The organism is Kluyvera chengduensis (genome assembly GCF_044197065.1).
GTDB lineage: Bacteria > Pseudomonadota > Gammaproteobacteria > Enterobacterales > Enterobacteriaceae > Kluyvera > Kluyvera ascorbata_C.
The window spans coordinates 38,731-56,815 of the sequence record NZ_JBIQOI010000006.1; the positions used below are offsets into that span (position 1 = coordinate 38,731).

Annotated in this window: 19 protein-coding genes and 3 tRNA genes; 6 read left to right on the forward strand and 16 right to left on the reverse strand. The window is 50.7% G+C overall.

Going from position 1 to position 18,085, the window contains the following annotated elements; genetic code table 11:
- Nucleotide 1: 1 nt before the first annotated feature.
- From ACH1XZ_RS15745 to ACH1XZ_RS15785, 9 genes are all read right to left on the reverse strand, one after another.
- Nucleotides 2-496: a Csu type fimbrial protein gene (locus tag ACH1XZ_RS15745; protein WP_395596319.1), complete on the reverse strand. Its 495-nt coding sequence runs from the start codon at nt 494-496 to the stop codon at nt 2-4.
- Nucleotides 497-724: 228 nt separating this feature from the next.
- On the reverse strand, nt 725-1,261 hold the full coding sequence (locus ACH1XZ_RS15750) for a helix-turn-helix transcriptional regulator (protein WP_395596320.1): 537 nt from the start codon (nt 1,259-1,261) through the stop codon (nt 725-727).
- A complete protein-coding gene (locus tag ACH1XZ_RS15755; RefSeq protein ID WP_395596321.1) occupies nt 1,258-1,899 on the reverse strand; it encodes an EAL domain-containing protein in 642 nt (213 codons plus the stop codon). The genes ACH1XZ_RS15750 and ACH1XZ_RS15755 overlap by 4 nt, the downstream gene beginning before the upstream one ends.
- A gap of 181 nt (nt 1,900-2,080) precedes the next feature.
- The gene (gene opgB, locus ACH1XZ_RS15760) at nt 2,081-4,375 is read right to left on the reverse strand and encodes a phosphatidylglycerol--membrane-oligosaccharide glycerophosphotransferase (protein WP_395596322.1); all 2,295 of its coding nucleotides are present in this window, start codon (nt 4,373-4,375) and stop codon (nt 2,081-2,083) included.
- Between the two features lie 185 nt (nt 4,376-4,560).
- A complete protein-coding gene (locus tag ACH1XZ_RS15765; protein ID WP_395596323.1) occupies nt 4,561-5,052 on the reverse strand; it encodes a YjjA family protein in 492 nt (163 codons plus the stop codon).
- Between the two features lie 68 nt (nt 5,053-5,120).
- Nucleotides 5,121-5,858 carry a DNA replication protein DnaC gene (gene dnaC / locus ACH1XZ_RS15770; protein ID WP_035893348.1) on the reverse strand — a complete coding sequence of 246 codons (738 nt, stop codon included), beginning with the start codon at nt 5,856-5,858 and terminating at the stop codon, nt 5,121-5,123.
- A 2-nt stretch (nt 5,859-5,860) separates the two neighbouring features.
- Complete coding sequence (gene dnaT, locus ACH1XZ_RS15775) at nt 5,861-6,400, reverse strand: primosomal protein DnaT (protein ID WP_312657123.1); 540 nt, start codon at nt 6,398-6,400, stop codon at nt 5,861-5,863.
- 114 nt (nt 6,401-6,514) lie between these two features.
- A complete protein-coding gene (locus ACH1XZ_RS15780; RefSeq protein WP_395596324.1) occupies nt 6,515-6,988 on the reverse strand; it encodes a threonine/serine exporter in 474 nt (157 codons plus the stop codon).
- The gene (locus ACH1XZ_RS15785) at nt 6,979-7,755 is read right to left on the reverse strand and encodes a threonine/serine exporter family protein (RefSeq protein WP_395596325.1); all 777 of its coding nucleotides are present in this window, start codon (nt 7,753-7,755) and stop codon (nt 6,979-6,981) included. Before ACH1XZ_RS15785 ends, ACH1XZ_RS15780 begins: the two co-directional genes overlap by 10 nt.
- Nucleotides 7,756-8,033: 278 nt before the next feature.
- On the opposite strand from ACH1XZ_RS15785, the gene pobA reads away from it, so the two are divergent.
- From pobA to bglJ, 4 genes are all read left to right on the forward strand, one after another.
- Entirely contained in the window at nt 8,034-9,218 is a 1,185-nt protein-coding gene (pobA, locus tag ACH1XZ_RS15790; RefSeq protein ID WP_395596326.1) for a 4-hydroxybenzoate 3-monooxygenase, read from the forward strand.
- 3 nt (nt 9,219-9,221) lie between these two features.
- Complete coding sequence (locus ACH1XZ_RS15795) at nt 9,222-10,121, forward strand: helix-turn-helix domain-containing protein (RefSeq protein WP_395596327.1); 900 nt, start codon at nt 9,222-9,224, stop codon at nt 10,119-10,121.
- A 287-nt stretch (nt 10,122-10,408) separates the two neighbouring features.
- Nucleotides 10,409-11,137, forward strand: a complete 729-nt coding sequence (locus ACH1XZ_RS15800) for a helix-turn-helix transcriptional regulator (RefSeq protein ID WP_395596328.1) — start codon at nt 10,409-10,411, stop codon at nt 11,135-11,137.
- Nucleotides 11,098-11,772 (forward strand): DNA-binding transcriptional activator BglJ, encoded by a 675-nt coding sequence (bglJ, locus tag ACH1XZ_RS15805; protein ID WP_395596329.1) that lies wholly within the window; start codon nt 11,098-11,100, stop codon nt 11,770-11,772. Before ACH1XZ_RS15800 ends, bglJ begins: the two co-directional genes overlap by 40 nt.
- On the opposite strand, the gene ACH1XZ_RS15810 is transcribed toward bglJ, so the two are convergent.
- Complete coding sequence (locus tag ACH1XZ_RS15810; protein ID WP_035893338.1) at nt 11,769-12,227, reverse strand: YbaK/EbsC family protein; 459 nt, start codon at nt 12,225-12,227, stop codon at nt 11,769-11,771. The two genes, bglJ and ACH1XZ_RS15810, sit on opposite strands and share 4 nt — an antisense overlap.
- 340 nt (nt 12,228-12,567) lie before the next feature.
- On the opposite strand from ACH1XZ_RS15810, the gene ACH1XZ_RS15815 reads away from it, so the two are divergent.
- The gene (locus ACH1XZ_RS15815) at nt 12,568-13,911 is read left to right on the forward strand and encodes a PTS sugar transporter subunit IIC (protein ID WP_035893337.1); all 1,344 of its coding nucleotides are present in this window, start codon (nt 12,568-12,570) and stop codon (nt 13,909-13,911) included.
- A gap of 36 nt (nt 13,912-13,947) precedes the next feature.
- Here the strand turns inward: ACH1XZ_RS15815 and fhuF are convergent, their stop codons facing one another.
- Together fhuF and ACH1XZ_RS15825 are read right to left on the reverse strand one after the other, a co-directional pair.
- Nucleotides 13,948-14,736 (reverse strand): siderophore-iron reductase FhuF, encoded by a 789-nt coding sequence (gene fhuF / locus ACH1XZ_RS15820; protein WP_395596330.1) that lies wholly within the window; start codon nt 14,734-14,736, stop codon nt 13,948-13,950.
- A 101-nt stretch (nt 14,737-14,837) separates the two neighbouring features.
- Nucleotides 14,838-15,902 carry a GGDEF domain-containing protein gene (locus ACH1XZ_RS15825; protein ID WP_395596331.1) on the reverse strand — a complete coding sequence of 355 codons (1,065 nt, stop codon included), beginning with the start codon at nt 15,900-15,902 and terminating at the stop codon, nt 14,838-14,840.
- Nucleotides 15,903-16,132: 230 nt separating this feature from the next.
- On the opposite strand from ACH1XZ_RS15825, the gene ACH1XZ_RS15830 reads away from it, so the two are divergent.
- The gene (locus tag ACH1XZ_RS15830; RefSeq protein WP_395596332.1) at nt 16,133-16,372 is read left to right on the forward strand and encodes a DUF1435 domain-containing protein; all 240 of its coding nucleotides are present in this window, start codon (nt 16,133-16,135) and stop codon (nt 16,370-16,372) included.
- Nucleotides 16,373-16,410: 38 nt separating this feature from the next.
- Here the strand turns inward: ACH1XZ_RS15830 and ACH1XZ_RS15835 are convergent.
- The 4 genes from ACH1XZ_RS15835 to rsmC form a co-directional block, all read right to left on the reverse strand.
- Nucleotides 16,411-16,496, reverse strand: a tRNA-Leu gene (locus tag ACH1XZ_RS15835).
- 36 nt (nt 16,497-16,532) lie between these two features.
- A tRNA-Leu gene (locus ACH1XZ_RS15840) sits at nt 16,533-16,618 on the reverse strand.
- A 27-nt stretch (nt 16,619-16,645) separates the two neighbouring features.
- Nucleotides 16,646-16,731: transfer RNA gene (locus tag ACH1XZ_RS15845), tRNA-Leu, on the reverse strand.
- Nucleotides 16,732-16,956: 225 nt separating this feature from the next.
- Entirely contained in the window at nt 16,957-17,988 is a 1,032-nt protein-coding gene (gene rsmC, locus ACH1XZ_RS15850) for a 16S rRNA (guanine(1207)-N(2))-methyltransferase RsmC (RefSeq protein ID WP_395596333.1), read from the reverse strand.
- Nucleotides 17,989-18,085: the final 97 nt, after the last annotated feature.

Sequence of the window (18,085 nt, forward strand, 5' to 3'; positions counted from 1 at the left end):
CTCAGTACACCAGATTCAAGGTGACATCATCGCTGTATAACCCGGCTTTGGCATTGGTCAGGGCACCTGCTTCAATAACGCCGACAATGGTTTCGGATTGGGTTTGTCCGGTGCCGGTGCCTTCAATCCCGCCGCTGGCGTTCATCGGGGTTTTCTTGCTTTCGTCAGCATATAATTTGTAGGCAATGTTTTGCGCCCCAATGCTGCTGTCTTCTGGTTTCAGCCAGAAGGTGCCGTCACTGTCGCCATCGCTGCTGGCAGCGGAGAGAGTAAACGGCGTACCGTTGGTGCACAGCACGCTGAGTTGGGTGGAGGTATTAATTTCGCTGGATTCATCCGAACCGTGGCTGGCGAAATTCAGATCGTTGGCCTGCAGCGTGCAGGATTTCAATACCTCCAGTGAAACGTGCATGGTCGCAGTAGCAGGGCTATCTGCCAACGCGGCGTGCGGAATAATGCAAAACAGGCTGAAAATGACGATAGGCATCTTTTTCATAGATAAACTCCGATAGATAAATTGATGCAGTCATGGAATAAGCATATTTCTGGCTGGTATTCGCGCAGATAGTAAAATCAGCCCCCACTGAAGGATACTTTTATCCGTTAAATCTCAGCCTATTCCGAATAATGTAATTGGAATGTTCATTGTGCGTTTCCAGCTTATTTCTGCCAGGAAACGCTACGGTAATATTTACGTCTCATCACTTATGATTTCGTTAAGTCATTACTGATAAAGTGAACTATTATTTATTGTGCGAATTTTTCGATGCAATTCGGCCAGCGTATTACAGTTAAATTTCGTCATCGCATTACGGCGATGGGTATAAATTGTCTTCGGTGATTTGTGCAGCATATTGGCAATGTCTGAGGGTGAATATCCCATTATTATCAATAAGCAAACGTGGATTTCGGAGTGCGTTAGCGGCGGCTCTCGGCGTAGCGTTCGGCGAAAATCAGGTTTTTTAAACTGCTGGCTCATCGCTTTTAGCGACAGCTTATCGCTGAAGACGCAGGCCCGTTCTGGCGGCAGGAATTGTTGAACTTCCTGTACTCGATTGTGTTCGGTTACGATCAGCCATTTTGATTCGCTATTATCGCTGAGGATCTGCTCGCGCAATTTAAATACGCTGTCATCGTTCTCCAGATTAAACCATTGGGGCGTTGGGGCCGGGTTAATCATATAAGGCAGGGCATGCTTTAAACCCAGCCAAAGGAAATAGTTGTTGCTCAAGATAACCAGTTGATACGGTGGGTAGATCATGATGATTTATTCCATAAGAATCCCTGGCCATAATTAGCGTGTGAATCTCGGGCTAATTGATAGTCGGCAAGGGTTTCAATCCCCTCGACAAGGACTTCATCGGCGATGTTTTTGCATAACCGGGCAAGTTTGAGAAAGGGCTCCTTGCATTCGCGACTCGTCCAGAACGCATGTTTATCGATTTTGGCCCCAGAGAAGCGGTAATCCTGTTCGACCAGGCAGGGCAGGATGTCGTCATGGACATCATCGGCCCAGACTGCGATACCCATTTTCCTCAGTGCGGCAATACGTACGCGGAGCTGTTGGCTTTCAGCCGGTGAAAGCTGTGGCAGTTGCTCAAGGTCAGTCAGCTCAATGGCAATGTTCTCAAGCGTGCCGGGTTCTTCGCTAAGGCGCTGTAAAAAGTCAGGCGTAAGCAGAACATCGGCATTGGCGTTCAGGTAGTACTTGCCAGAAGAGGGGGTGCTGAGCACGTGCTTCAGTTGGGCAAAGAAAAGCGTGATTCTGGTTTCCAGCGCCATTGTGCTGAAAAAATGCTCAAGGTTAATTTGCGACGGTGCAGTGGAAAGAACTTCCCAGGCGACGATATTTTCATCATCTAAGAAGCGAATGGATTCGAATTTATACCCAGTGAGCATGATTACGCAGCAATGTTTACCAATAATTTGTGTGTTGGTAAATGCTAGTTAATCTTATTTTGTTGGTATATTTATAAATATAAATTGAGTTTATATGGTGATTTAAGCTGGTTTTTAATTGGTATAAAGCTTTATATGCTTTCATAAGGGGTGGCGTACCCCCTATGAAAGCGCGCCAATTTTACCCTTCGGCGTCGATCACTTTAATCTCGACCATGCCAATCCCCAACTGACGTGGTGAATGGCCGAGGATATTCCCTTCGTTGGTTGACTGAGGGGCTGGTGGGACGATCACCAGCGTGTCGGCGTCAGTAGGGTTATCAAAGTGCAGGGTGGTGGTGGTCACGTCGTGACCAAGCGTCAGGAGCTGTTCGCTTTTGCCGACGCGAACCGGGATGGGCTTATCGGCATTAGGGCCGAAAGCTTTGGCGGTGATCACCAGGTCGAAGCGCTTCGGCAGCGGATGCTGGTATTCAATCTTCACTTCCTGGCCAAGCTGCGCGTTAGACCAGCGTCCCCAGGATTCAGGGCGAGAAATCCCGCTGAAGGTTTTCACCTCTTCTGGCGCACCCGCGACGTTGAAGATAAAGCTGTCTGCTTTATAGCGAATATCGTTATCGACGGTTTTGAGCGAGTCGACGTTGCCTTTGTAGCGCACCATGTCGATAACCGTGTCTTTAAACTCGGTTTTACCGCTCCACTGGGTTTTATCAACGTGCTGTACCTTCTGCTCACCGCCAAGCTGGCCTTGGGAGACACACCAGTCGGTGGAGAGTGACAGGTTTTGCGACCACAGTTGACCCATCTTGTAACAGCGGTCGACCCAGACGAAGTTATCGCGTGGGGCGAAATCTGCCAGCTGATAGCGCAGCGGGGCGGAATATTCACTCTCTGGCAACGGCTCAACGCGATTATCCGAAACGCGCAGCAGCAGCGGCAAGCGGAAATGGCTGCCGGAGAAGGCAATCATGTTTTTCTGGGTATCGATAGAGAAGTTTTTGATCTCTTTCGGGAAGTTCCACAGGCGAATAATGTCCGGCTTCCAGGCCAGCACCTTTTCTTTCATATTGAGGAACACTTCCGAGAGCGACTGCCCTGAAAGGCTGCTGCGGCCAAGGCCGATAAAGTTATCGCCGCCCAGCAGGTCCAGCACCGTTGCGCCGTTATCCATGGTATTACGTTTCACGGCCAGCACGTCCTGCTCGTCCGGCTGGTCGCCGCGGATCACAAAGAACAGGTTGCTGCGGTCCTGCTTGTTGAGGTAATCCCAGGCGGTATTTTTCATCGCCAGATGGTCAGATGAAACCACGATAATGGTGTTCTTAAAATACGGCGATGCTTTGATCTTATTGATAAATTCCGCGATGTTTTCCTGGCTACAGGTCACGGCGCTGAACGACTGGTTAGCTTTGCCGCCAATCTCATACTTTTTGCGGTTGCAGGTGCGCGAGATAAAGCCGTCCGGGTGGTGGGTATCCACGGTCAGGGTAAACAGCGAGAAGCGCTTGCCTTCACGGGAGAGCGATTCGAATTTCTTCCAGGCTTCATCCAGCACGGTGTCATCGTAATAGCCCCAGTCGTTTTTGTAGCTCGGGTCGGCGACGGTGGTTTTCAGCTCTTCGGCACCGTACAGATAGTCAAAGCCGTGCGACTTCAGGAACACATCTTTTCCGGCAAAGCGCAGGTTGGCGCCCTGCACGAAGTAGTTTTCGTAGCCGGAGTTTTTCAGGATATCGCCAAGGCAGATATTCTGCGGGAAGAAGCTCGACAGCGAGGCGGAGGCGTTGCCTTCGAACGGCGCAAACAGTGGAATGCCACACTGCGAAGCGACCATACCGGCGATGGTGTAGTCGGTTCCAGGCAACTGCATGGTGTGGCTAAAATCGAGGCTCTCGTTTTTTAGCGCACCCAGTTCAGGCGTCAGGTTAGGGAAGGCCTCATCGTCGAAGTAGGTCCGCTCCAGACTTTCGCCATAGATATAAACAAGATTCAGCTTCGGCTTAGGAATCGTCTTTGATGGCTCTTTGTAGTAGGCCGAGAAGTCAGGGTCGCCGTCGCGGGACTGGGATTTCACCAGTTCGCTAATCTGACGAAACGCCGGGCTGGCATCCACGGAGCCGACGGCCAGAACTAGCGCTATCAGGCTGTAGCCAAAATGGTGAGGATGATGTCGACGGCGGCGAAGTACCCAGCCGAGCGCGCTGAAGACGACGACAAGCCCAACCACAAGCCCAATACCCGGCAGGATATATTTACCCACGCCAGCGCCCGTCAGGCTGTTGGTTAATGTGTAGAGAACGGCGTCATTAATCCCGTCACCGGTGAAATAGTCACTGGCGTACAGGGTGATATTCAGGACCACAAACAGGCCCAGTACCGTTAAGGTAGCGGCAAACCACCATTTATTTCGCCCCGCTTTCCACGCATAGATGGCAATGGAAGCAAGAAAAAGCACGAGGGATAACAACTCTGACACTACGCATCCTCAACAGCGCCAGGTTCTCTGGCTGAACAGAAGTTAACTTCACAATGTAATTGTGCCGTCATCTGTCTGCAATTCTATCGTAGCGAAAGTGTGCTGTTATTCGGAATTGGTTTAGAAATGAACGTTTTTTGTGCGGATAATTTTGCGGCGAGCGAGCGCTCGCCGCAGGAATAATATTAAGAAATGAAGCTAACGCCTTGTTTCAGTACGAAATCACAGGCTTTTGCTTTCACTTTTTTGCCCAGTTCGGTGTTGCCCAGGCTATCGAGGTCCAGTTTCTGGCCATCTTTCGCGTTCAGCAGACCCTGAATACCTTCCATATAGCCGGTATCCTGTTTCTGTTCTGCCTGCGTGTTGAGGCCCAGTTTATCCAGTACCTGGTTTTTCACGTTGTCCACGTTGGTCACGGAAGCCAGCTTTTCTTTTGCGCAGTAGCCCATGATCCCGGCGGCATTGTTCATGCTGCTGGAGCTCAGAGACTGGCTGCCGCCGTTAAGCAGGCTGGTGAGTGAAGAGAGCGACGTGCCGCCAGTCTGTGACGTGCTGCTACCGCCGGTAAGTTGGGTAGCTGCGCTGCTCAGATCATTTAACGATACGGCGCCCGCAGCGGTAGAAACAAACGCGCTGGCAATAATAACTCGGCAAAGCATCGATTTTACTGATTTCATGGGTGTACTCGTGTGTGCTATTAAAAGTTGGCGTGATGAGTATACGCCTATCATTCACCGGATTTATCTTAATACTCTTTGCCGGTGACGCGGCTGCGATAACTATCCCAGTTGAAAATGACCCATAGGCTGTTACCAAGACGCATGCGATCCATCACACGCTCGCCAAGCATCTTATTCATTTCGTCGAGGTTGCTGTTCGTCAGCATGCCGGTCGGTCGTTTAGACGAAGAGCGACGATCGACAATCTGATTGATGATCACTTTTTCATAGCGCGATTCAGTTTGCATACCGATCTCATCGATCACCAGCAGATCGACATTGCTGAGATCGCTTAGCAGCTGCTCTTCGCTGGTTTCCCGATTGCCGAAGGTTTCTTTCATGGCTGACATAATGTCGGCAACGGTGATGATCAGCACCGATTTACCGCGCAGCAGCAGCTCATTGCAGATGGCCGCCGCAAGATGGTTTTTTCCGGTGCCCGGTTTGCCAGAGAAGATAAAGCTCGCGATATTACCGTCGAACTCCTCCACGTACTGTCTCGCTTTTGCCAGCGCGTTCATCTGGCCTTCGTTTTCAACGCGGTAGTTATCAAACGAACAGTTCTGATGCAGCGGACGAATACCAGAGCGGTTAAAGGTACGCTGCATTTTCATGGCGCGGTTCTCACGCGCCAGCGCCGCGGCGCGGATCTCGCCCTGTTCTTTTTGCCAGGCCAATAGCTCTTCGCCGGTTTTAAATGCCGGTTCGATATGCGCCGGCATCATTTTCTGCAGGCGCTTCATTAATTCACCAACGTCTTTCATGCTCAACCTCTGAAACCCGGTGGAATATGACTGTCAGGCTCGCTGACGGTGTTGATATCACGGCGCGTCTGGCCGTTATTATTGGCTCGTCCCATTTGTACGCTACGCGCCAGCTTTTGCTGCCACTGTACATGATGGAACACTTTCCCTTCAGCCTGCCAGTAGGCGACGAAAGCGGCCAGCTCTTCCGGCGTAACGGGCTCGCTTAAGGCAATGCCCCACAGTGCGGAAAGACGCAGGAACTCGGCGTCTGGCTGCCAGCCTGCGTACATCGCAAATTTACCCATTGGAACAGCAATAGGGGCTGGCGTCGGCTCTTCAAAAAATTGTGCGTCCAGCGTCACGTCGCTACCCGGTCGGGATAGCTTTTCTTCCAGCGCCAGGAGTTGCGCCAGACGTTCCTGCGTAATGGCATAGAACGCGGGCTGATTATTGGCAAACACGGCGAGCGCGCCGCCCTGAGTTTGCGCAAGAATCGCAGCTGGATCGGCGACGAAAGCGTCAATTCCGATCACGTTAGGCGTTAAAATACGAGAAGACATAACACAATCTCAATACTGAAAAAACAACGGGAAGGGGGCGGGATAACCGCCGTAATACTGCACATAGTAGCACAAGCTACGCGATGGGCGGCACTTCCCGTACCGCCGTTTTCCTTACACCCGCGGGCGCTTGCGGTAGAGCCACAGGCCAGGAATAGAGAGCCCGATGGAGAGCGCGCCGACGATGGATGATGCCTTAAGGAAGTTGCTCAGCAGCATGATCATCAGATCTTCGGAATAGCCGAAGTGGCTGATTTTTACCGCAGAAATCATCGCGGTATAGGCCGATATACCTGGGAACATGGGGATGACGGCCGCGACGGTAAAGATTTTCGGGTGCGCCAGATACCAGCGCGACCACTGAATGCCGATGCTGCCAACCAGCATTGCCGCCAGGAAGGTGGCCCATTCGATATTAAACCCAGCGGCCATCATGGCGAATCGCGAGGTATGGCCGATAGCGCCAAGCAGCGCACACCAGCGCAGGGCGCGCTGTGGGACGTTAAAGACCATCGCAAACCCGACGGCCGGAATGGCTGACAGCAGCGCATCCTGCGCCAGCAAGTAGATAAAATGAATCACACCCATCCGCGAAGCCCCCATAACGTCATGGCCATCACCACGCCAACGCAGGTGGCGAGCGTCAGCAGGCTGGCAATCGCCCAGCGCGCCAGGCCGGTGTTGATGTGGCCTTTGAACATGTCGGCGACGGCGTTAATCAACGGGAAACCCGGCACCAGCAGCAGCACGCTCGCCGCCATGGCAACCGTTGAGGTCTGATGGAAGGCGGGGAGTTGCAGCATGAGCCCCGATACCGTGGTGGCCACAAAGGCGGTCAGGCCAAAGTTAATCTGGGGATGCATAGAACGGTGCGTGAGTAACTGGCGAATATACATGGCGATGGTGCTGGCGCAGAAGGTGATGAACGCGCCGTCCCAGCCGCCATTGTTGAGCTTGCAGAAGCAGGCGCAGGAGAGACCAACCATCAGCACAACCAGCCAGCGGGGGTAGCGCAGCGGTTTTATCTGCGTAAAGCGCTTCCCGACGTCTTTATAGTCCAGCAATTTGTGCTCGGCCATGATGACGATGTGTTGCACTTCGGTCACCACATGCATGTTAATGCCACGGTCACTATTTTTGCGCGTAGAGGTCAGGCATAGCCCGTCTTTTATCGTCGTCAGCACGATGGCGTTCGACGAGATGGCGCTTTCGACGCTGTCCATTCCGAGTGCGCGTCCCAGGCGCGTTGATAGCTCTTCAACCAGGGCGCTTTCCGCCCCATGCTGCAACAAAAAAAGACCGCATTGAATACATAGCCGCGTGACGACGCGTTGTTCTGACTGATCGACTTCCATAATGGCCCTGGTATCGAGAACGCCTGTGTTATGACCTACTTTTACCCGAAGAGCGCGGGGAGGCTATCTGGTCAGGATCAAGTAATGTGCAAAAATTCGGCGGCCCATCGCTTTTGCCCGAGAGTTGATATCGCCCACACTTTCGTAAAACTGTTCAAAAGTGCAATTTTTGAACGGATTCTGGCCTTCTTTTTCCGCACTGACTTATCAAAAATGCATTCTGAAACTTTATTGATACACAAAACAAACAAATAATTAACCAGAGTGTGAGGTCTCCCATGAACACGCAAGTTGCCATTATCGGTGCCGGGCCTTCAGGGCTGCTGTTAGGTCAACTGTTACACAACGCCGGTATAAAAACCGTCATCCTCGAACGTCAGACGCCTGAATACGTGCTGGGGCGTATTCGTGCCGGGATCCTGGAGAACGGCACCGTTGAGCTGCTGCGTGAAGCGGGTGTTTCTCGCCGTATGGATGCCGAAGGGCTGGTCCATCATGGTGTAGAGTTTCTGTTTGCTGGTCAGCGTATTCCAGTCCCGCTGAGTGAGTTAACCGGCGGCAAGAGCGTGATGGTTTATGGGCAGACTGAGGTCACGCGCGATTTGATGGAAGCGCGACAGGCCAGCGGAGCGCAGACGATTTATGGCGTTGAGCAGGTGGAATTACATGATCTGAAAAGTGATAAGCCTTTTGTCACCTTCGTGAAAAACGGTGAGCTTTGCCGTCTGGATTGTCATTTTGTGGCGGGTTGCGATGGTTTCCACGGCGTTTCTCGCCAAAGCATTCCGCGAGATATTCTGCGTGAATATGAGAGCATCTGGCCGTTTGGCTGGCTGGGTTTGTTATCCGATACTCCACCGGTTAACCCGGAGCTGATTTATGCGCACCATGAACGCGGGTTTGTATTGTGTAGTCAGCGCTCACTAACTAGAAGCCGCTATTATCTGCAGGTACCGCTAACCGAGAACGTAGACCAATGGTCTGATGAACGTTTCTGGGATGAGTTAAAGCGGCGTCTGCCGGAGGATCTGGGACAAAAGTTAGTGACTGGTCACTCACTTGAGAAAAGCATTGCGCCGCTGCGCAGCTATGTTGTGGAGCCCATGCAGTATGGACGGATGTTCCTGGTGGGCGACGCGGCGCATATCGTACCGCCGACCGGGGCTAAAGGGCTGAATCTTGCCGTTTCAGATGTGAATTACCTGTGGCGAATTCTGCGCCAGTACTATCAGCATGGGCGTACCGATCTGCTCAGCTGCTACTCTCAGCTGGCGTTGAACCGGGTATGGAAAGGCGAGCGCTTTAGCTGGTTTATGACGCATCTGCTGCATGATTTCCAGGACAAGAGCGCGTTTGATAGAAAAATGCAGGAAGCCGATCGCCAGTACTACCTGGGTTCACGAGCCGGTCTGACGACGATTGCCGAAAACTATGTTGGTCTCCCTTATGAGCGGGTGGAGTAAAGAATGAAACGAACGGGTGTCGATGCAACGCTGCCGGATGCGGTGCCGGTTTTTAAGCTTTATGGTGAGCATATGGGCTGGCCGACACCTGATTTGTTGCATTGCGAGTCGATTGTTAAACGTAGCAGCCTTTATGAATGGCACATCCGCGTGCATCAGCATGCTGAGCTGGTACAGCTTCTTTATCTGCATAAAGGGCAGGCTGAAATTGAGATAGAGGGCGTTCGCCGGGTGGTTAATGAGTCTTCTATTCAAGTGATCCCTGCGCTTTGCGTGCATGGTTTTCGTTTTTCGCCGGGAACACAAGGTTACGTGCTTTCTCTGGCACTGCCGCTGTTAAACCGCCTGGAGGTACAATTTGGCCGGCAGTTGGACATTCTTAGCCGACCTGACTGCGTTCCCGTTAAGCGTTCCAGCCACCATATTCGCTCCGTGTTTTCCACGCTATTAGATGAATACATTCAGGACCATGATGCGCGCGAGATGATGCTCTATTCGCTTTTAAGCGCGCTACTGGTCTGGCTTAATCGGCAGGGAACGTTGCGCGTAATGACAGAGGATAAAAGTGAGCGGAAGCGCCTGGTGTTACGTCAGTTCAGCCGATTGATTGAGAGTCACTATCGGGAGCACTTATCGTTAGCCGAATATGCACAAAAACTTCGTATTTCCACGACGCATTTGAACTGCTTATGCCGCGAGTTTCATGGTGCCAGTGCATTGAGTGTTTTACACCAACGCCTATTGCTTGAAGCAAAACGAAGCCTGCAGTATACCAGTATGACAATCACTCAAGTGTCTGATTATCTGGGCTTTACTGATGTTACTTATTTTTCTCGCTTCTTCCGCAAACGGGGCGGGATGACGCCTAAGGAATTTAAGACGAGAATGGTACCGTCGAAATAGGTATATTCTTGTGATTATTTAATTTTGCTTATAGGTAAGTTAATATTTTCTAAGTTACTTGTTTAGAATTGCAGGATTATACTTATATAGTTAGTCGTGTTAGTTAGTAAAGTATCTCACATCAGTAATATCATGCAGCGGTATGGTTTATCGGATAGTTAACCATCAGCAGTATGCCGCTATTTAAAGGAAATCGAAATGGATTCGTTCATTTCCTATGAATACATCTTTTGTTTTAAATTTAAATATATTCAGGAAATGAATCTTCGAAAGGATACGGAGGTTATATGTTGCCAGAGTACTGCAAGTTTGCGGTGATTATCAGCAAGATACCGGTTATGCAGTCCGGTCTGAAAAGTATCATGCAAATGAATTTCCCTGATTACGAACTCAATTTTTGCCTATCACTAGAGCAGTTAACGCTGCTTCAACTTCGTCGTACCGATGTGGTTATTGTAGATTTATCCGGCGATATAGGTAATCCGCGTAGTCTCTATGAGCAATATTATACGCTGCTCTCACAATACCGTGATATTCATTGGATATTTATGATCGGCCGGCAACACTACGCGTTGGCTGTTGAGTTCTTAATGCGGCCGGAAAGTACGTTGCTTTCTGATTCAGACTCAGTTGAACGCGTGATTAAAGCTATTCAACAGGGCAGTGCGTATGCCGGTAACGTGAGCGAGTCCCTGCTGGCTCGAAACCAGGACGACGCTGATATCGAAGATGATAGCAACCGATTAGTCGTGCTCACGCTTTCTGAGCGAAAGGTTCTGCGTCTACTTGCAAAGGGATGGGGTATTAATCAGATCGCCGCTTTGCTGAAAAAGAGCAATAAGACCATTAGTGCGCAAAAGAATAGTGCGATGCGCCGCCTTTCTTTACGGAGTAACGCAGAGATGTATGCCTGGCTCAACAGTAATCAGGGTATGAAAGAACTCAACCTCTATTCAGCCTACGGGGAACAAATCGAATGGAAAAGCACGCCGGGAAGCAGTGCATTGCTATCATAGAACCGTGCATTATGACAGCTGTCGGGTTACGTCATTTATTAATGTCTTCTCATAGACAGCATATTATTTTCCATTTTTTTCGCACTATTACCGAATTTAAGCAGGCGGCGAAGCAAAACAGGTTTGATGCTGTGATGTGCTGTCTTTCAGGAACCCGTGAGCTTCGTATTGAAGGTTTGCAGGCCATGGGGGACATTGCTCAGGATTATCCGGCGATGAAACGTTTGATTCTGGCCGATGATAATGAGGAAGCCTCACTTATTCAGCTTCTGTCCCCAACCTATATGCACGGTATTTTGAGCAAGTCAGATTCGTTGATTGAACTGCAACAACGCGTATTGGCATTACTGATGGAAAAAGAAGAACCTTCTGACGACATTGAGCTGCACTTTTCCATGCGCAGAAATCGTTTTCTTAGCCCCACCGAGAATTTGATTTTGCGTTACATGACCTATGGGTACTCGTTGATGGACATTTCTCAGCAGTTGGGCAGGAATATCAAAACTATCCGCGCGCATAAATTTAATGCGATGAGTAAGCTGGGTGTAAATTCTGATATTGAGCTACTGAGCGCCGCCGATCTATTGGTCTCTCTTCACGACATCAATGCTGCCGTTACGCCATCGGCTTGCTAGAGACACACATCAACCCATGTTGCTGCGGTAAGGCTGGCCATTCTTTCCGGTGAGATACGTACCGCGCTATGAATGGCGCCTGCGGCAGGGAGAACCTCGTCGTACTGTTGCAGAGAAACGTCGCAATAAACATCCAGCGGATTCTCAAGGCCAAATGGGCACACGCCACCGACGGGGTGCCCAGTAAGAATAACCACCTCATCACTGCTCAGCATGCGTGCTTTTGCGCCAAAGGTCTCTTTGAGTTTCTTGTTGTCTAAGCGGGCATCACCTTTAGCAACAACCAGAATTACACGATCTTTCACCTTCAGAGAAAGCGTTTTGGCAATTTGTCCTGGCTCAACGCGATGAGCAGCGGCGGCAAGCGCGACGGTCGCTGTACTTTGCTCAAGCTCGATGATGTTGATGTCGGGCGCATGCTCGGCAAAGAAATCTCTGACAGACTGCAGGCTCATGGTGCTCTCCTCAAAATTCGGCGAGTCACTCTGTCATAAAGCTACCTTGGTTGTAAATAAACGGACGAAGTTGTGCAAAAATTGTTTGTTTTTTGGATCTTCTTCACAATCAATGCAACCGGTTACTGTAACCGGTTGCTGTTCTTCATCAGGCGATTGATACTGCAGAGGTAACTTCCTTTGTATCTATAATAAGAGCCGTGTATGAACTGTATCTATACGAACATCATCATTGCTGGTCGCAGACCCGTAACTCCTGATGCTTCACAGTATGCCCAGTTGCATTTCGGCAAAATCGTTGTTGCTGTGCTTACGTCTAAAGCCTGTCAGGAGGGCTGCTATGTCTGCTAATCACGCTGCATTTAATCTGATATTTCGCTTTGTAGAAAATTACGTTAGTCCGGTTGCGGGACGCATTTCCTCTCAACGCCACGTTATGGCGATTCGTGATGGCTTTATCTCTGCGATGCCATTCATGATTGTAGGATCGTTTTTGCTGGTTTTCGCCTATCCGCCGTTTTCTCCCGACACCACCTGGGGCTTTGCCCGGGCGTGGTTAGATCTTGCTAAAGAGTTTGAAGGCCGTATTTTGACGCCGTTCGACATGACGATGGGCATTATGTCTATCTATATCTGTGCGGCTATCTCCTATAACCTCGGCAAACACTACGAAAAGAGCAATCAGCTCGATCCGTTCATGTGTTCAATGCTGTCTATCATGGCATTCCTGCTGGTTGCGGCGCCAAAAACCAGCGGCCATCTGCCGGTCGATAGCCTGGGGGGAACGGGGATCTTCACCGCGATCCTGGTGGCCGTTTACTGCGTGGAGATGATGCGTTTTCTGAAAGTCCGCAACATCGGGATCCGCCTGCCGGATCAGGTGCCGCCGATGATCAAAAACTCTTTCGATCTTTTGATTCCGGTACTGGTCGTGGTACTGACGCTATATCCGCTGAGCCTGTTTATCCAGAGTCAGTTCGATATGCTGATTCCACAGGCCATCATGTCCGTATTCAAACCGCTGGTTTCTGCTGCGGACTCCTTACCGGCCATTCTGCTGGCTGTACTGATTGGTCATCTGCTGTGGTTTGCAGGGATCCATGGGGCGGCCATTGTCTCCGGTATGCTGCAGATGTTCTGGCTGACCAACCTTGGTCTGAACCAGACTGCGCTGGCACAGGGGGCTCCGCTGCCGCATATCTTCATGGAAGCGTTCTGGACCTTCTTTATCGTGGTTGGGGGCTCCGGTGCAACGATGGGTCTGGTGTTCTGCTATCTGCGTAGCCGTTCAGCACACCTGCGTTCTATTGGCCGTCTGAGCGTGGTGCCAAGCCTGTTCAACATTAACGAGCCGGTTATTTTTGGTACCCCAATCGTAATGAACCCAGTGTTCTTCATTCCGTTCCTGCTGGCACCGATGGTCAACGCCATCCTGGCGTGGGCGGCGATGAAGCTGGATCTGATTGGGCGTGTGATTTCCGTCGTGCCGTGGACGGCCCCCGCACCGATCGGTGGTGCGTGGGCATTAGGTTGGGACTTCCGTGCAGCGATTCTGGTTGTGCTGTTGGCCTGCGTTTCTGCGGTAATCTACTATCCGTTCTTCAAAGTGTATGAAAAACAGTTGTTAGAACAGGAAAATGAAGAAGCGCAGCGTGCGGCTGAAGAGAGTGAGCAAGCGGCTTAAGACAGTAAAAAAATAACGGGGCGAAAGCCCCGTTGTTTATTTCAGCGTGCAGTCACCGCACTGTTGAACGTCCGGGAGACGGTAACGCTGGCAGCAGGTACGACGTACCAGAAGCCCGTCACGTAATACGACGGTGCGCCATAAAGGGTTGTCCTGACCATCACCCAGCGTTTTGGCGAAGAAGCAGCGTTGGCGTAACGCGTTAACCTGCTCTTCACCTAACAACGTTTTCATTTCACCGAGATACCAATTAATCAGATACCCGGTATTGCTCCAGATGAGCTTGCCGTTAATTTCTCCCGTGGCTTCCAGCGCCTGGATTACCGGCATTAATGCCTGAATGACCAAGTCATCCATGCGGTCGATGGCCGGTTTCTGGCTGACGCGCAGGTCGGGTTCAACGTCGATCCAGAAGCAGGCTGCACGGCCCGTTTCGTGAAACTCAACGTGGAAGTTGTCAGGGCTAAGCGAGAGGGCTGACTTTTCTGTCAGCAGAGCGAGCATTAAAGGCGGTACCAGCAGACCGATATACCACTGAGCCCAGAGGGAAATCAGCGGTTTATTTTCTCGTGGCTGCGTCGGTTGATTGCGATAAATATGGTCGGAATACACCGCCAGCAACGAACTTAACTCCGTTGGCTTAGCCCATTCATTGAGCGTTCTGGCACAATCAGGTGCCGTTTCATCCAGGCGGAACAGTTCCAGCAAATGCGGTCGCAGTTCAGTTATTTTGGCGCGCACCGACTCGGCGAACGTGCTTTCCTTTACAGGAAGCGGCGTGCGCCAGATAAGGTCATCAGCGATCGGTGCGGAACGATAGGCCATAGATAAGCTAGTTTTAAATCTAAATGATAATGATTAGCAATCCTAGCTATAGATAAAAGCAAGCGCAAGAAGTTTGTCTCTTGCGCCTGCTTTTTGTGAACTTAAACGGCGGGAGCCTGCTCGTAGGTCAGGATGTTGTTGCGACCCATGTTCTTCGCCTCATACAGCGCTTTATCCGCTCTCTGCATGGCCAGTTCGATATTGCTATCTTCCAGAGGCGCGACCCCGATGCTGATGGTGACGTGGGTGGCGACGCTTGCGTTAAACATGTGTGGAATACGGAGATCGTACACCTGCTGGCGGATGCGCTCAGCGGTCTGCATGGCGGTATCAACATCACAATGCGGCAGAACAACCATAAACTCTTCGCCGCCAAAGCGCGTCACAATATCCCTTGAGCGAACGGCGTTACGAATAGCCGCTGAAACGCGCATCAGAGCCTGGTCACCCATCATATGGCCATAGTGATCGTTGTAGGCCTTGAAGTGGTCGATATCCAGCAACAGAACGGAGTGTTGCGCTTTCCCGATAGACATCAGCGAGTCCAGGCGGAACTGGAACCCACGCCGGTTATAGAGCCCAGTAAGCGGGTCGAGCATGCTCAGGCCATTCAGGGTCTCCCGTTCTTCCAGCAGTTTATACATCAATCCCTGGGCAAACTTATCGTTTCGTCGCTGAATAACGTGCTGAATAGCAATACCTATTAATGGTAGTGCCATACAGTAGGCCATTCTCCACCATTCATTTGTTGGACTCGTTATCAGGCAAACAATAAATGTCGGCAACGAATGTAGGGTGAAAGCAACGATATTATTTGAAAAAGCAATCGTTCCGACAAATAGCACGCTAAATAGCGCAACCATTTGAAAATTGTCATTTGGTAAAGCGAGCACCAAAGTTTTACTTAAAATATGCCAGCCCCACAGGCAGCCGAATATAACCGAAATTATTGGTAGATTTGGCCGGATACTGGCATATCGCCAGTTCCACGCTAGCAGCACGCAGCTGCCCACCGCTATCAGCATTGCGGGTAGAGGAAAAATATTAACGTCATAAATCGGGCTGAAGACGGACAGCGTCGATGAGACCAGATTCAAAAACAAAAATAGCCGGAACGTTAGCTGATATTTTTGCGCACGCAGGGTGCGCCAGGATTGTACAGTCATTGTTGAATGTTGTAGTCAGCCTTTAATATATAAGTAAGTGCATCAAAAACAAGAATAAAGCATGGGTAAAAGAGCGCGAATTCTTTATATTAGACATGATATTTTTGTACACGTTATCACCATACAATATACATGTCATTAATGATTATGAAACCTTAGCTTATCAGCAGACAAATAACAAAAAATAGCATATGATATTGGTAATCATTATCATTTAGATGGACGCTATCATGTTGCAAAGAACGCTAGGCAGTGGCTGGGGAGTACTGATTTCGGGAGGAGCGATCGCTATCCTCAGCACGATGGGACTATCGGTTGATGTCTGGCGTGGGATGATCGTGTGCGGGCTGCTGCTGAGCGGAGCGATGATCTGGCATCGTCGTTTGCGACATTTTGTACTGCTGCCATCATGCATTGCATTTGTTGGCGGTCTTGTACTGATAACAATGAATTTGAAACTAATGGGATGAATACAGGAGAGTAAAACTCAGAGAGGGAACGAGGAGTCTGGTGCGAGGGGGGGGACTCGAACCCCCACATCCTAAGGACACTAACACCTGAAGCTAGCGCGTCTACCAATTCCGCCACCTTCGCACAGATTATCTCGTTTCTTTTGTTATATCGCTTCGTTGGTGCGAGGGGGGGGACTCGAACCCCCACATCCTAAGGACACTAACACCTGAAGCTAGCGCGTCTACCAATTCCGCCACCTTCGCACACTGCGAACGATATAACGTGGTTTATGGTGCGAGGGGGGGGACTCGAACCCCCACATCCAAAGGACACTAACACCTGAAGCTAGCGCGTCTACCAATTCCGCCACCTTCGCATACCATTGACTCTTTATGAAAGAATCATTACCACGGGGGCGAATTCTAGAGATTTTACGCTGGGCGTCAATAGTTAATTATCGAACTCGGCGCGATTGCCGAAAAAAAAGGCGTTTCTTCGGCTATAAGGGGACAATGTAGGCCGGATAAGCGATAGCGCCATCCGGCGCTGCTCGGCGCCACGCCGGATGACGGCGTAAACGCCGTATCCAGCCTACATCTGATTAGGCTTTTTTAGCCTGACGGGTCAAAACGGTGCGGTACACTTTAAAACGGCCAGTCTGGGCAATCACTTCGTGGAAACCGAACATCTCGTCCAGCACCGCCGGATACGGCAGGAAGGCGTTCGCCACAATACGCAGCTCGCCGCCGCTGTTCAGGTGACGAACCGCGCCGCGGATCAGCGTTTGTGCGGCATCCAGGCTGGTTTGCATCCCATCATGGAACGGTGGGTTGGAGATAATCATGTCGAAGCGACCGTTAATCTCAGAGAAGACGTTACTGGCGATGACTTCACCTTCAAAGCCGTTAGCCGCAAGCGTTGCACGGCTGGCTTCAACGGCTGAAGCGCCTACGTCACACAGCGTCAGACGTACTTTAGGTGAATGGCTGGCAAGAGTTGCTGCCAGAACACCTGCGCCACAGCCGACGTCCAGCACTTTGCCTTTGGTATGTGGGGTAAGGGTAGAAAGCAGCAGCTGGCTACCCACATCAAGACCGTCGCGGCTGAATACGCCAGGCAGGGTTTTGATGGTCAGATTATCCAACTGGTATTCGTCCCAGAAGCTTTCGGCATCGAAGGATGGCTGTTTTTCCAGGCGACCGTGATACAGGCCGCAGCGACGTGCGCTGTCGACTTTATTCAGCGGGGCGTATTCGGCCAGCATCTGCTCGGCGCTACGCACGCCGCTGCGGTTTTCGCCGATAACGAAAATATCGGTACCCACCGGCATCAGAGACAGAATGTTCATCAGTTGGAACTGTGCTTCCGGCTTATTTTTCGGCCAGTAGTAAATCAGGGTGTCGCAATCCGCAACGTCCTCAGCCTGAGCGACCAGGCTAAAACGAACGTTGTCGCCCATCTGGCGGTTCAGTACCTGCCAGTGGTGAAACTGTTGGGTATGCGCACGGCTTGCCGCGGTATCCAGACGTGCGGGCAGGTCATCCTGCAGATCGCCGGCAAAGAAAATACGGCTCTGTTCGAAATCATCACTGTGGCGCAGCAAGACTTCACTTGCCGGGGTAAAAGCAGACATGAATTAATCCTCAATAAACTTAGGCGGGGATTATAGTGTGTAATTGGCGCAGTTTCGATGAATTTGCTATATTTGCGCCCTTGATAGACAGGAGCGT